This window comes from Arthrobacter sp. USHLN218 (genome assembly GCF_037144715.1).
GTDB lineage: Bacteria > Actinomycetota > Actinomycetes > Actinomycetales > Micrococcaceae > Crystallibacter.
The window spans coordinates 424514-437424 of record NZ_JBBCYT010000002.1; the positions used below are offsets into that span (position 1 = coordinate 424514).

The 12911-nt window shown below is 71.0% G+C and carries 13 protein-coding genes and 1 pseudogene; 8 read left to right on the forward strand and 6 right to left on the reverse strand.

Annotated features, from left to right (window positions below; genetic code table 11):
• Nucleotides 1-55 precede the first annotated feature (55 nt).
• The 6 genes from WFH44_RS05690 to WFH44_RS05715 are packed head-to-tail and all read left to right on the forward strand — an operon-like array spanning nucleotide 56 to nucleotide 3633.
• Nucleotides 56-526, forward strand: coding sequence for an amidohydrolase family protein (locus WFH44_RS05690; protein WP_336712392.1), 471 nt, complete (start codon nucleotides 56-58; stop codon nucleotides 524-526).
• Nucleotides 527-546: 20 nt separating this feature from the next.
• Nucleotides 547-999: an amidohydrolase family protein gene (locus tag WFH44_RS05695; RefSeq protein ID WP_336712394.1), complete on the forward strand. Its 453-nt coding sequence runs from the start codon at nucleotides 547-549 to the stop codon at nucleotides 997-999.
• A 17-nt stretch (nucleotides 1000-1016) separates the two neighbouring features.
• Nucleotides 1017-1685, forward strand: coding sequence for a tRNA (adenosine(37)-N6)-threonylcarbamoyltransferase complex dimerization subunit type 1 TsaB (tsaB, locus tag WFH44_RS05700; RefSeq protein WP_336712396.1), 669 nt, complete (start codon nucleotides 1017-1019; stop codon nucleotides 1683-1685).
• 44 nt (nucleotides 1686-1729) lie between these two features.
• Nucleotides 1730-2281, forward strand: coding sequence for a ribosomal protein S18-alanine N-acetyltransferase (rimI, locus tag WFH44_RS05705; protein WP_336712920.1), 552 nt, complete (start codon nucleotides 1730-1732; stop codon nucleotides 2279-2281).
• On the forward strand, nucleotides 2278-3345 hold the full coding sequence (gene tsaD / locus WFH44_RS05710) for a tRNA (adenosine(37)-N6)-threonylcarbamoyltransferase complex transferase subunit TsaD (protein ID WP_336712397.1): 1068 nt from the start codon (nucleotides 2278-2280) through the stop codon (nucleotides 3343-3345). Before rimI ends, tsaD begins: the two co-directional genes overlap by 4 nt.
• A gap of 27 nt (nucleotides 3346-3372) precedes the next feature.
• Entirely contained in the window at nucleotides 3373-3633 is a 261-nt protein-coding gene (locus WFH44_RS05715; protein WP_336712399.1) for a hypothetical protein, read from the forward strand.
• A 42-nt stretch (nucleotides 3634-3675) separates the two neighbouring features.
• Here the strand turns inward: WFH44_RS05715 and WFH44_RS05720 are convergent, their stop codons facing one another.
• Entirely contained in the window at nucleotides 3676-4971 is a 1296-nt protein-coding gene (locus WFH44_RS05720; protein WP_336712401.1) for an MFS transporter, read from the reverse strand.
• Nucleotides 4972-5087: 116 nt separating this feature from the next.
• On the opposite strand from WFH44_RS05720, the gene WFH44_RS05725 reads away from it, so the two are divergent.
• Nucleotides 5088-5636 carry a CGNR zinc finger domain-containing protein gene (locus tag WFH44_RS05725; protein ID WP_336712402.1) on the forward strand — a complete coding sequence of 183 codons (549 nt, stop codon included), beginning with the start codon at nucleotides 5088-5090 and terminating at the stop codon, nucleotides 5634-5636.
• 46 nt (nucleotides 5637-5682) lie between these two features.
• Here WFH44_RS05725 and WFH44_RS05730 read toward each other — a convergent pair whose 3' ends face one another.
• Nucleotides 5683-6216 carry a flavin reductase family protein gene (locus WFH44_RS05730; RefSeq protein ID WP_336712404.1) on the reverse strand — a complete coding sequence of 178 codons (534 nt, stop codon included), beginning with the start codon at nucleotides 6214-6216 and terminating at the stop codon, nucleotides 5683-5685.
• Nucleotides 6217-6234: 18 nt separating this feature from the next.
• Nucleotides 6235-7380, reverse strand: coding sequence for a glutamate--cysteine ligase (locus WFH44_RS05735; RefSeq protein WP_336712406.1), 1146 nt, complete (start codon nucleotides 7378-7380; stop codon nucleotides 6235-6237).
• Between the two features lie 117 nt (nucleotides 7381-7497).
• Here WFH44_RS05735 and WFH44_RS05740 point away from each other — a divergent pair, with 117 nt between their 5' ends.
• Nucleotides 7498-9138 carry a glycoside hydrolase family 3 N-terminal domain-containing protein gene (locus tag WFH44_RS05740; RefSeq protein WP_336712408.1) on the forward strand — a complete coding sequence of 547 codons (1641 nt, stop codon included), beginning with the start codon at nucleotides 7498-7500 and terminating at the stop codon, nucleotides 9136-9138.
• Between the two features lie 44 nt (nucleotides 9139-9182).
• On the opposite strand, the gene WFH44_RS05745 is transcribed toward WFH44_RS05740, so the two are convergent.
• The 3 genes and pseudogenes from WFH44_RS05745 to WFH44_RS05755 all read right to left on the reverse strand — a co-directional run bounded on the left by WFH44_RS05745 (nucleotide 9183) and on the right by WFH44_RS05755 (nucleotide 12832).
• The gene (locus WFH44_RS05745) at nucleotides 9183-10433 is read right to left on the reverse strand and encodes a class I SAM-dependent methyltransferase (protein WP_336712922.1); all 1251 of its coding nucleotides are present in this window, start codon (nucleotides 10431-10433) and stop codon (nucleotides 9183-9185) included.
• A gap of 327 nt (nucleotides 10434-10760) precedes the next feature.
• Nucleotides 10761-11963: pseudogene (locus WFH44_RS05750) on the reverse strand (DUF6297 family protein); the annotation flags it as partial.
• A gap of 173 nt (nucleotides 11964-12136) precedes the next feature.
• A complete protein-coding gene (locus WFH44_RS05755) occupies nucleotides 12137-12832 on the reverse strand; it encodes an ABC transporter ATP-binding protein (RefSeq protein ID WP_336712409.1) in 696 nt (231 codons plus the stop codon).
• Nucleotides 12833-12911: the final 79 nt, after the last annotated feature.

Genomic DNA, 12911 nt, shown 5'->3' on the forward strand with positions numbered 1-12911 from the left:
AGCCGGCGAAGCGCGGGCACGCCCGTCGTTGCTAGGAGAACATGGGAGGTTCCCCGTGGCCATATCCGCCGCACCGGGTTCGGATGCCGGCATCCGAACGTACCTCGATTCGCTGGGCCTGCCCGGGATTATCGATCTCCATGTGCATTTCATGCCGCAGAACGTGCTGGACAAGGTCTGGGCGTTCTTCGACCGCGTGGCAGAAAGCGGGGCTCCCGCCTGGACCATCAATTACCGGGAAGCCGAAGAAGAACGCGTCCGGGCGCTGCGGACTATGGGCGTCAAGGCCTTCACCACGCTGAACTACGCGCACCGCCCCGGCATGGCTGCGTGGCTCAATGACTACTCGACTGCCTTCGCCTCGACCCATGCCGATGCCATCCACTCCGCCACCTTCTATCCGGAGCCGGGCGTGGAGGCCCTGGTCGCCCGCAGCCTGGAGCAGGGCGCCCGCATCTTCAAGGTGCACATCCAGGTGGGCGGCTTCTCGCCGCTTGATCCGCGGCTCGCGCCCGCCTGGGACTGATCGAGGCGTCGGGCACACCCGTGGTCATCCACTGCGGCAACGGTCCGCACCGCGGAGAACACACCGGCCCCGCGCCCATCCGCGAGCTCGTCAGCAGGCATCCTTCGCTGGTGCTCATCATCGCGCACGCCGGCCTGCCGGAGTACCGGGAGTTTGCCGAGCTGGCGGCGGAGAATCCACACGTCTACCTCGACACGACGATGGTCGGGACCTCCTACATGGAGCAAGTCGCGCCGATCCCGCGCGGCTACCCGGAGTCGCTCGCTGCCCTGTCGCACAAGGTGGTGTTCGGGACCGACTTCCCGTCCATTCCCTACTCCTACAGCCACCAGATCGAGGTGCTCGAGGGCTGGGGGCTCGGAAATCAATGGATGCGGAACGTCCTCTGGCACACCCCGAGGGAACTTCTGGGAGTCGGCGGGTTTCCGGTAGAGGAGCGCCTCGACGCCGCCCGGACGGGCCGCACCCCGTAACCGCGTAAAATGGTGGGGTGCTGATCCTCTCCATTGATACCTCCGCCATCGCCAGTGCGGCCTTGCTGACCGGAGAGGGAGAGACCCTCGGAACGTTCGCCACCGAAGACACGCGGACCCACGCCGAGGTGCTGGCACCGGGCATCCACGGAATCCTCACCTCTGCGGGCGTGACCGGGACGCAGCTGGACGCGCTGGTGGTCGGCGTCGGCCCGGGGCCGTTCACCGGCCTGCGCTCCGGCATTGCGACGGCGCGTTCGCTGGCCTTCGCCTGGAACAAGCCGCTGCACGGCGTGATGAGCCTGGACGCCATTGCCGTCGACGCTGCGCTGGATGCGTGGCGCCAGGGCGTGGACGAGTTCATCGTTGCGACGGACGCCCGGCGCAAGGAGGTCTACTGGGCCCGCTACTTCAGTACCGGCGGCACGCATCAGCTGATCGACGGGCCGCATGTCTCGGCCCCGGCCGACGTCCCGGAGCTGCCCGTCTACGGGCGCGGCGCCGGCCTCTATCCGGAGCTGCTCCGGCCCGTCCCCGGCTTCACCGGCACCCAGCCCACCGCCGAAGCGCTCGGCCGCACCGCCGTCGTCAAGCTGGTCCGGGGACTGCCGCTGCTGGACACGACCCCGCTCTACCTGCGCGAATCCGACGCCAAGGTACCCGGGCCGCGGAAGCGGGCGCTGTGAACGCCGCCGGCAACACCGGTGCCGGGGCCGGCCGCATCCGGACGATGACCGGCGCGGATCTTGCCGCCGTGGAGGAACTGGAGCGCGCGCTCTTCCCGCTGGATGCGTGGCCGCTGCAGATGTTCGAGGACGAACTCGCGCAGCCCGAGACCCGCAGTTACTTCGTCGCCGTGGACGCGCTGGACCGCGTGATCGCCTACGCCGGGCTTATGTGCATCGAACCGATCGCCGACGTGCAGACCATTGCGGTGGTGCCCGAGCGGGAAGGCCAGGGCATCGGGACGCAGCTGCTGACCCTGCTCATCGACGAGGCGGGCCGGCGCAAGGCCAAGGACGTGCTGCTGGAGGTCCGCGCGGACAATCCGCGGGCACAGCGGCTCTACCGGTGGTTCGGCTTCGAACAGATCCACGTCCGCCCGCGCTACTACCGGGACGGTGCGGACGCGCTGATCATGCGGCTGGAACTCGACCGCTGGACCGGGGCGCCGGGTGCGAACGCCGGGCAGGCGGCGCAGACCCGGCCGGCCCAACAGGGCGGGACCGCCCTACCCACAGATCCCGCCCAACAGACCGACGAAACGGAGGAAGCCCGATGAACCGCAGCGAGCCGTTGGTGCTCGGCATCGAGTCATCCTGCGATGAGACCGGCGTCGGGATTGTCCGCGGGGACACGCTGCTGACCAACACCGTGTCCTCCTCCATGGACGAACACGTGCGTTTCGGCGGCGTCATCCCCGAGATCGCCTCGCGGGCCCACCTGGACGCCTTCGTGCCGACGCTGCGGCAGGCCCTGGACAGCGCCGGCGTGACGCTCGACGAAGTGGACGCGCTCGCCGTGACCTCCGGGCCGGGCCTGGCCGGCGCCCTGATGGTCGGCGTCTGCGCGGCCAAGGCGCTCGCGGTCGCCACGGGCAAGCCGCTCTTCGCCATCAACCACCTCGTGGCGCACGTGGGCGTGGGCCTGCTGGACGGCGGCGCACTGCCGGAAAACCTCGGCGCGCTGCTGGTGTCCGGCGGGCACACCGAGATCCTGCGCGTGAAATCCATTACCGACGACGTCGAACTGCTCGGCTCCACCATCGACGACGCCGCGGGCGAGGCGTACGACAAGGTGGCCCGGATCCTCGGGCTCGGCTACCCTGGCGGCCCGGCGATCGACAGGCTGGCGCGCAAGGGCAACCCGAAGGCCATCCGCTTCCCCCGCGGCCTCAGCCAGCCCAAATACATGGGGACCGCCGAGGCTCCCGGCCCGCACCGCTACGACTGGTCCTTCTCGGGGCTGAAGACCGCGGTGGCGCGTGCCGTCGAGCAGTTCGAGGCCGCGGGCCAGGAGGTCCCGGTGGCGGACATCGCCGCGTCCTTCCAAGAGGCCGTGGTGGACGTGATCACCGCCAAGGCCATGCTCGCGTGCACGGAGAACGGCATCAGCAACCTGCTGCTGGGCGGGGGCGTGGCCGCCAACTCGCGGCTGCGGGCGCTGACGGAGGAACGCTGCGAGGCCAACGGCATCGCCCTGCGGGTGCCGCCGATCAGCCTGTGCACGGACAACGGGGCGATGGTGGCGGCGCTGGGCTCGCAGATCATCATGGCCGGGGGAGAGCCGTCCGGCATCGCGTTCGCCCCGGACTCCTCCATGCCGGTCACCAGCATCCACCTGTAACCCGGAGCTGCTGCTAGGCTCCGCAGCATGACTTTCCTCCGCCGTCGGCCGGACGTGGTCCTCGTGCTGACGGGCGTCCTGCTCGTGATGACCGGGGCCGCCATTTACGTGACCTCGCCGGACCACGACTTCGGTTTCTTCGCGGGGGCGCCCTTCATCCTGCTGGACCTGCTCTCGGGCCAGCAGAAGACAGGGCTGGCCGTGGGCTGTACGGGAGTGCTGCTGCTGGCCTTCGGTGCCGGCACGGGACTGGGCCTGCGCCTCGCCCGCACCACGAATGCGGGCTGACGTCCGGGCCGGCAGGCGGCCCGACCCATCCGCCCCGGCCGCCTAGGAGCGCTCGGGAGGGGCGGTTTCCCGGCGCGCGGCACGGGTGGACAGGCGCAGCAGCACTATGGTCGAGGCAGCGATCAGGAGGGCGGCAACGGTGCTGATGCCGGAGTAGCCGACGAGGCCCATGACGGGCCCCGCCACTGCGCTGCCCACGGCCCCGGCCAGCGACATGGTTGCGTCGGAGAAGCCTTGCGCGGGAACGCGCTGGGAGGAAGTGAGGGAGGCGACGAGCAGGGTGGAGCCGGCGACGGTGGCCGCGGACCAGCCGAGTCCGAGCAGGATGAGACCGGCGGTGACGGCGGGCATGCGGCCGGGCAGCAGCCCGGTCAGCGCCACCGCGGCCATGAGGGTAGCCATGCCCGCCAGGACGGTCGGTGCGGCTCCGAGCCGGTCGGTCAGCCAGCCCATCAGCGGGGACAGCGCGTACATCCCCGCGATGTGCAGGGAGATGGTGAATCCGATCAGGGCGATCGTGTCCGGGCTCCCGGCCGCGTGCCCGGCGTGGTGCTGAATATGCAGCGGCGTCATGGACATGACGGCAACCATCACGGCATGGGCGGTCACCACGGCGATGACCGCGCCGCGGGCGGTCGGATGCTCGCGCACGATCTGCCAGCCGGCACGCCACAGGCTTGAGCTGCTGCCGGACGGCTGCGGTGCGCTCCCATCGATGGCGCGGCGGGTCAGCAGCGGGTCGGGGCGCAGGAACAGCCCGACGATCGCGGCGCCGATAACCATTCCGGCAGCCGAGATCAGGAACGGCCCGGCCTGGGCAGGGATCCCCAGCCAGCCGGCCAGCACCGCGCCGGGATAGACCATGTTGGGGCCGGCGACCGCCCCGATCGTTATCGCCCAGACCACCAGGGACAGGTCCCGTCCCCGGCGGGAGGGTTCCGCCAGGTCGGTGACGGCGAAGCGTGCCTGCAGGTTCACCGCCGTGGCCAGGCCGACCAGGAAAGCCCCTGCCAGCAGCAGCGCGAACAGCCCGGTGGCGACGGCGCCGACCATCAGCGCGGTGCCGGCGATCGCCGCCGTGAGCCCGGTGGTCAGGGCGATCCGGCGCCCGCGTGCCAGGGCCAGCTGGGACAACGGAATCGCGGAAACGGCCGCGCCCAGGGTCAACGCGGTATTCACCGACCCGGCCAGGGCTTCGGAGCCCGACAGGTCAACCGCCAGGATCGAGCCCAAGGCCAGCGTGGAGCCGCTGCCCAGTCCGGAGAAGATCTGGGCAATGGCAAGGGTCCGCACGATGCGGGACTGGGTAGTCCGTGTCGCGGACAGTGCGGTATTCACAGGCTTGGGGCTCCTCGTCGTCGGGCCGGCTGCTCCACGCCGAACGCACCCCGGCGCGGCGGGGATGCGCCCGCGGAGGAGACAGGTGCGCGAGACGACTGTATTGTCATGGGTTTATGCAGTTCAACCATGACAACATGAACGGCGTCCGGCTGGCCGAAGAGCTCGTCAACATGCTGGACACGGACTACTGGACTACTGCCGCCCTCGAGGAGCTCCTGACGCGCTTCTTCGTCCGGCAGGCGGAGCTGGGCCCGGCTGCGGAACGGGGGCTGAGGAGCTGGGCGGGCATGCTGCGGCCGGTCTTCACAGCCGAGGCCGAGGAGGTCCGCTGCGCCGCCGACAACACCCTGCTGGACCAGGGGGTGCGGCGCGTCTTCCTCACTACCCATGACGGCATGCTCCCGCACATGCACTTCGCGGACCCGCAGGACAGCGTGGTCGAGCGGGTCCGGGGGATGACCGCCGGGGGACTGGCCATCTTCATCACGGAAGCGGGAGGCGCCCGCCTCGGCGCATGCGCACGCGCCGGCTGCCGGCGGGTCTTCGCCGACACCAGCCGCGGGGGCCGCCGCGCCTACTGCTCCGCGCGGTGCGGCAACACCGACGCAGTCCACCGCTACCGGGGCCGCCAGGGCATCCTTCCAGCCCGTGTCGACCGATGACGCGGGGCCTGTCGCCAACGCCACGCCAGCTGGAGTCGCCGGGCGGTCAGCTCCGGGTGCGCAGGATGGACCAGTCGTCCAGGGCATAGTACGTCCGGCGGCGGTACACCAGCGGCGGGGCGGGCGAGCCGCCGTCGAGAATCTGCTGGACCTGGGCGGCCAGCAGGACGCCGGTTCCGGCGGCCATCCGGTCGAGCGGCTTGCACAGCAAAACCGTGCCGACGCCGCGGATGACGGGTTCGCCCGCCGGCGCCGTATACCAGTCCATGTCGAAACCGAAACGGCGCGAACCGGGCGTCGAAAATAATTCAGCGAGCCGGAGGTTGGCGGTGGTGAGCAGGTGGACGGCCAGCGCCCCGCCGGCCAGCAGGGCGGCGCCGGACCCGCTGCCGGGGGTGATGGAAACGGCCAGCACAGGCGGTTCCGCGGACACCGAAATCACTGAGGACGCCGTAATCCCGGCGGGCCCGTCCGGCCCGGCTGCGGTGACGATCGCGACGGCCGCGGGATGGCCCGAGAACGCGGCCCGGAACGCGGCCCCGAGGCCTGCCGGCCCGGAGTCCTGCGGATCTGGACCCATTCTGGCTCCTTCCTAAGCCTAGCCTTCGCGCATCTGCCGGACCGCGTCGAGGACAACCGCGCGCAGATCGCCGTCGTTCTCCGCCGCCACCCGCCGCTGCCGCTGGTAACCGGCACCGCGCTCGATGATCTTCTCCACGTCCGCCAGTTCGTTGCTGCAGCCGAGCTTCCTGGCCACGGGCTCCAGCCGGTTGAGCACGTCCTCGCGCAGATGGTCGGTGACGAGTTTCTCGCGGCCGGCGCCGTCCAGGATGACGATCGCGTCCAGCCCGTAGCGGGCGGCGCGCCACTTGTTCTCCTGCACGTGCCACGGCGGCATGGTCGGAATGGCCCAGCCCTCGTCCAGCACGGTGGAGAACTCGTCCACCAGGCACTGGGTCAGCGCGGCGATGGCGCCGACGTCCTGCAGCGAGGACATGCCGTCGCAGATGCGCATCTCGATGGTGCCCAGCGCCGCCACCGGCCGCACGTCCCAGCGGATCTCGCTCAGCGTGTCGATCACCCCGGTGGTGAACATGTCCTGCACGTAGTCTTCGTAGTTGGCCCACGCCGGGAACTGGAACGGCAGTCCGGCCGTGGGCAGCTGCTGGAACATCAGCGCCCGCTGCGAGGCGTACCCGGTGTCCTCGCCGCCCCAATAGGGCGACGACGCGGAGAGCGCCTGGAAATGCGGGAAGTAGTTGACCAGGCCGTCCAGGACCGGCAGCGCCTTGTCCCGGTGGTCCAGACCCACATGCACATGGACGCCGTAGATCACCATCTGCTGGCCCCACCACTGCGTCCGGTCGATCAGCTTGGCGTAGCGCTCCTTGTCCGTTACGCGCTGCGACCGCGGCGTGGCAAACGGGTGGCTGCCGGCGCAGAAGAGCTCGATCCCCATCGGATCCGTCACGTCGCGCACCGAGGCCATGCCGCTGGCCAGCTCGTCCTTGGCCTGCTCCACGGAGGTGCAGATCCCGGTGACCAGCTCCACGGTGTTGAGCAGCAGCTCCTGCTTCACGTGCGGATGCTCGTCGTCGTCCTTCAGGTCCGGATGGTTCCGCGACAGTTCGCTGAGGACCTTCTCGGCCGCGGACACGAGCTCGCCGCTCTCGGCGTCAACCAAGGCGAGCTCCCATTCGACGCCGAGGGTGGACTGCGCCGACTGCGCGAAATCGATATTCAAACCGGCTCCTGATCTGCTGCGTTGTCGTCCGGCACCCTGCGCCGGAGCTGTGTTTCCGGCACGCAGCGCTGCGGCGGAGGACCTACCTCGATTCTACGCAGTGGTACGGTCGAGTACGTGAAATTGCTCGGTTCCCGCCGCCTGGCGTTCGGTATGCTGGCGGCCTCGTCCCTGCTGCTGGCCGCCTGCACCACCGCACCGCCCGCACCCCAGGACGGAACCGGCGCCCCGCCGTCGTCCGCGTCCGCTACCCCTACGCAGGACCCGGCGCTCTCGTGGGGGCCCAGCCAGCAGGATTACGACGACGCCGCTGCCGCCGTCTCCGCGATGAGCGTCGCCGAAAAGGCGGGACAGGTGATGGTGGCGTTCTACGCCGGCACCGACCCCGCGCCGCAGGTGGAAGCGATCCAGAAGCTGCACCTGGGCGGCAGCATCATCATGGGCGACAACGTCCCGACGGCGCCGGACGGCACCGTGGACGTGGCGGCGATGGCCGAAGTCAACAAGACCCTGCAGGACGCGATGTTCGACAGCCGGGACTGGCCCGGCATCATCTCGGTGGACCAGGAGGGCGGGCTGGTGTCCCGGCTGCGGGCGCCGCTGACCGAGTGGCCCACCCCGATGACCTACGGGGCCGCCGCGGACAAGGACGTCTCGCGGGATTCGATGGCGGCCATGGCCACGGAGCTGTCCGCGCTCGGCTTCACGATGGACCACGCGCCCAGCGTCGACCTGACCATCGGCCCGGCGGACCCGACCATCGGGGCGCGCTCGCTCGGCAGCGACCCGGCTCAGGCATCGGCGCAGGTCCCGTCCCTGCTCGAAGGTTTCGAGGACGCCGGGGTGCTGCCCAGCGTCAAGCACTTCCCCGGGCACGGCTCGGTGACCACGGATTCCCATCTGGACCTGCCGGTCCAGGACGCCTCGCTGGCGGAGCTGAAGGCTCGCGACTGGAAGCCCTTCCAGGCCGCTATCGATGCCGGGGCTCCGGTCATGATGATGGGCCACATCGCCGTCAACGCGCTGGAACCCGGCGTCCCGTCCTCGCTCTCGGTGCCGAGCTACAAGGCGCTGCGCGGGCTCGGCTTCGAGGGCGTCATCGTCACGGACGCGCTCAACATGGGCGCCGTGGAGAACGCCTACCCGGGCGGGCAGGCTGCACCCATGGCGCTCGCAGCAGGCGCCGACCTGCTGCTGATGCCCACCGACGTATATGCCGCGCACGCCGCCATTCTCGCCGCGGTGGAGGACGGCACGCTGAGCGAGGAGCGGCTGGATGAGGCTGCCACGCGCGTGGTCACCCTGCAGCTGTGGCAGAAGTCGATCGCGCAGGTGGCCTCCCTCGAGGAGGTCGGCACGCATGCCGCCGAGGCCGAGTCCGCCTCGGCCGCCGCCCTGACGGTCCTGACCAGGCAGTGCAAGGGCGGCCAGGTCGACGGCGCGCTGACCATCCAGGGAGCTGACCCGGCGGCCAACGAGCGGCTGGCCGAGGCCGCGCGCTCCCGCGGGCTGCAGGTCGGTTCCGGCCCGGTGGTGACGCTGCTGGCCGGCCGGGAATCCGGCAGCGGCGACGTCGTCGTGTCCCTGGCGGAGCCGTGGGGGCTGGAGCTCTCGCAGGGCGAGACCAAGGCGGCGCTGTACGGGGACACCCCGGCGGCTTTCGATGCGCTGCTGGACTACCTGACCGGCGAGGCCGCCGCGCCCGGCAAGCTGCCGGCGGATGTCGGGGAATTCAAGGCCGGCGCCGGCTGCGGCTGAGCCGGCTACGGCCTCTCACGAACAGCACCCGCCGTCGCGCCGTCTTACGGCCTGACGTCGCGGCTCCGACTGCGGTGGCCTGGTCCCGGGACCGGCTCCACGACAATGGCCACCCGGTCCTCGCCGATCCGGGTGAGCACCAGCGTCGCTTTGTTCGGTCCCTTGCCGGACCCGGTCAACAGGGTCTTGCGCAGCTCCTCCGGCGTGACCGAGGTGCCGCGCTTCTTGATCTCCAGCGTGCCGATCCGGTTGGCTTTCACCCACGCCTTGAGCTTCTTGACGTTGTAATGGCGCACCTCGAGCACCTTGTAGGCGCGGGCAAACGGCGACTCGATGAGTTCGGGCGCGCAGAAGTAGGCGATGTGCTCATCCAGCAGGTGCCCGTTCAGCTGCCGGGCCACGTCCGCCACCAGTCCGGCCCGGATCACCGCTCCGTCCGGTTCGTAGAGGTAGCCCTCGGCCGGGCCGAGTTCCACATCCTGGCTGGCCGGATCGAAGTCGACGCCGCTGGTGATTTCCGCCGAGCCGCCGTGTCCGATCACCAGCGCCGCGCGCCGGACGCCGGGACGGGCCAGTGCGTTGAACCAGAGCGCCGCCTCGGTCACCTCGCCGTCCACCGACACCCACTGCGCCTCGCAGCCGGCGGGCAGTGCCTCGTGCGGGATGCCCGGCCCCATCTTCACCCCGACCGGCAGCTTCCGGTCGGCCAGCTGCTCCACGAAGGACAGCGGCGGGGAAAACGCCTCCGGGTCGAACAAACGGGTGGTGCCCGACGTCGTCGTCGTCCTCCTGGCCGGATCCAGCCAGACCCCGTCGACCCCGGCCAGATCCACGTCCTGCGCCTCCGCGTTGACCACGGTCGCGTTGGGCCAGGGCATCAGGTTGATCGTCGCCACCGCGGCGGTGGTCTCATCGCGTTCGACGGCGGTGACCCGGCGTTCCAGCGTGGCCAGGGCCAGCGCGTCCGCGCCGATGCCGCAGCCCAGGTCCGCGACGTGCTCGACGCCGGCGGCGACGAAGCGCTGTGCGTGCAGGGCCGCGATGTTCAGGCGGGTGGCCTGTTCCAGCCCGGCCTGGGTGAAGAGCATGTTGGCGGCGAACGGGCCGAACTTGGCCTCCGCCTTGCCGCGCAGCTTGGACTGGGTCAGCGCCGCCGAGATGAGCTCGGGGGAGTGGCCGGCCTTGCGCAGTTCGGTGCTGGTCTTCAGGCTGTCGGCCTCGGAATAGGGGCCCAGGGAGTTGAGCAGCTCCCATCCCGCGGGCGTGAGAATGGGCGCAATGTTCTCCGAAGCCATGGATTCAAGCCTAGCCCAGCGGCAGCCGCGCAGGAGCCACGGGTAGTTCTCCATCGCGGCACTGTTCCGCCGCCCGATGTACCCGAACAGGTGGCCGGCTCTGCTTGCCCGCGCCGCTGGCGCTCCCCATCCGTTCCGCGTGCCGCGCCACAGGCAGAAGCCGCTGCAGGCCAGCTGGAGCAGGACGAGCCACCAGCTCGATGCGCCGGTGAGGATGGCCGCGAGGACGGGCAGCATGGCCAAAAAGGTGAAGTCCGGCCCGGCCAGGTATGAGGTGGCGGCCCGGGCCGCCAGGTAGTTCCACGGCACGGCGGCGGGATCCGTCCAGCCCGGTCCCGCCCTGTAGGCGCCGCGCACGGCGGCGCCGGCAAGGCCCAGGGCGGCCACCGTGCCGAGGGCCAGGGACCGGGGCCCGGCCGCGCCCATGGCCAGGAGCGTCCCGAAGGCGACCGCCGCCCATGCCACCAGGAGCAGAGCGGGCACCACGGCGTGGGCGAGCCGGGCTGCGGCCGTGCTGATCGGCAGGCCGGCTTCCAAGGCCGGCCGGGCGGCCCAGCTTCTGGCTGCCGAGGACGCCCCGGCGGCGGCGATGCCGGCGCAGGCCAAGAGCGCCATGCCCACCAGCACTGCGCTTCCGGCGCCGGCGACGTTGGCGACGGCGGCCGGCAGAAGGCCGCAAAGGAGGATCCAGCCGGTCCTGGCCGGTGCCCGCAGGAACGCCAGGGCGTCCGCCTCGACCAGGATCCGAAAGGCGGACGCCGGTTTCCCTGACGGGGCGAACCAGGATTTCGCTTTCGCCTCGGGCGCAAGGACTCCGCGGAGAACGCCGACGTCGCCGAAATAGAAGGCGGCCGAGGCCTGGCCCGCGGCCCGCCCGCTGGCGACCAGCTCGTGGGCCGGCAGCCGGTCGAGCAGCAGACCGGCCGCAACTGCCCCTGCCGGGACCAGGACCGCCAGCGCTGCCAGCGGCCAGGCCGTACCGTGGAGCACCAGCAGCGGCCACGACGACGGCGACAGCAGCAGCACGGAGTCCACCCCGGCCGAACGCGCGGCGTGGGCAGCCAGCGGCGTGGGCACGACCAGCAGCGCCGCGGCCAGTAGGGCCGACAGCAGCCAGTGGACGGGCCGCTGCAGCCGCGCCAGCTGGATGAGGGCCCCGGCGAGGAAGAGGACGGCGCCCAACCTGGCAGCCGCAAGGCAGCCGAGGACAACGGAAGCGGCACCATGCTCAGGATCCGCGAGCGCCGCCACCGGGACGAAGACCAGGCCTGCGGCGGCCGCAGCCCTCGCCAGTCCGGCGGCAGCAGGCCGGGCCAGGACCTTCCGGCGATCGACGGGTAGGCCGAGCCACCAGTGGGCCTGCGCCGGCGTCACGGAAACCGGACCCACGCGCAGGAACAACTTCATCGCGGCCGCTGCCGCGCACAGCAGCGCCAGGCGGACGGCGACCGCACCGGGTAGCTCCGAGCCGTCGGGCGCAAGCTGCCGCGTCAGAGTGGCGCCGGATCCGACCAGCAGCCCCTCCAGCATTCCGTTCAATACGGCGCCGGCGTAGGCGAGCGCCACCGCTGCCGCGAGCAGGATCTGGTAGGTGTCGGCGAAGCTCTCCGCCCTGCTCCGGAGAGGGTGCCGCCGGGCCGCCGCGCGGGTAAAGGCCAGGGGATCGAAGCCGGACGGCCGCTCCAGTTCCCCGATGGCGGCCCTCACACCGACATCATCCCGGCTGCCTGCCCGGGAGCCACTTCGAGAGTCTCCTCGCCGACCAGTACGCACCGGTCCGCGGCTGCGGCCAGGAAGCCGGGATCGTGGGTCGCCATCAGCACCGCGGCCCCGGCATCGACGCGCTCGCGGATCCGCCCCGCCAGCCGGCCCCGCATGCCCTGGTCCAGGCGCTGTTCGGGCTCATCGAGCACCATCAGCGCGAACGGGCGGATAAACGCCGAGGCTAGGAGCAGCCGGCGACGCTGTCCGGAGGAGAGTTCGTCCGGCAGCGCGCGGCGGCGTCCGGCCAGCGCGAAGAACTCCAGTTCATGTCCGACGGCGGTGTCCGGGTCCCGTACCTGGTGGCCGCGGGCGGTCATCAGCAAATGCTCGCCGGCGGTCAGCGAGGGGAAGAACGAGTCCTCGTCGGGGACGGCCGCGACGGCCCGCCGGTAGGCGAGGCTGCCTTCGGCCGCCAGCTGGCCGTTCAGTCGAACGGAACCCGCCACCGGGGCCTGGCGGCCGCTCAGCGTCCTGATGAGCGTGGACTTGCCCGTCCCGTTGGCGCCGATGAGGGCCAGGCACTCGCCTCCGTCGAGCCTGACGGTCAGGCTGCCGCAGACGGCGGTGCCTGCATAGCCGGCTGCCAGGGCGTCGGACTCCAGCAAAGGTGCGGACCGGTTGGGGGACGGTAGCACTGGCTTGGTCCTCTCGCGCGGGGGCGGTCAAAGCCAGCATAGGCCCTTAGGTCCGCGACGCGGCGGGCATGGGTAGCAT

Bases quoted from the DNA above. Each gene is read 5' to 3' on its own strand.
- rimI (WP_336712920.1), top strand. From the start codon at position 1,730: ATGACCGGCGCGGATCTTGCCGCCGTGGAGGAACTGGAGCGCGCGCTC.
- tsaD (WP_336712397.1), top strand. From the start codon at position 2,278: ATGAACCGCAGCGAGCCGTTGGTGCTCGGCATCGAGTCATCCTGCGAT.
- WFH44_RS05715 (WP_336712399.1), top strand. From the start codon at position 3,373: ATGACTTTCCTCCGCCGTCGGCCGGACGTGGTCCTCGTGCTGACGGGC.
- WFH44_RS05725 (WP_336712402.1), top strand. From the start codon at position 5,088: ATGCAGTTCAACCATGACAACATGAACGGCGTCCGGCTGGCCGAAGAG.
- WFH44_RS05730 (WP_336712404.1), bottom strand. From the start codon at position 6,216: ATGGGTCCAGATCCGCAGGACTCCGGGCCGGCAGGCCTCGGGGCCGCG.
- WFH44_RS05745 (WP_336712922.1), bottom strand. From the start codon at position 10,433: ATGGCTTCGGAGAACATTGCGCCCATTCTCACGCCCGCGGGATGGGAG.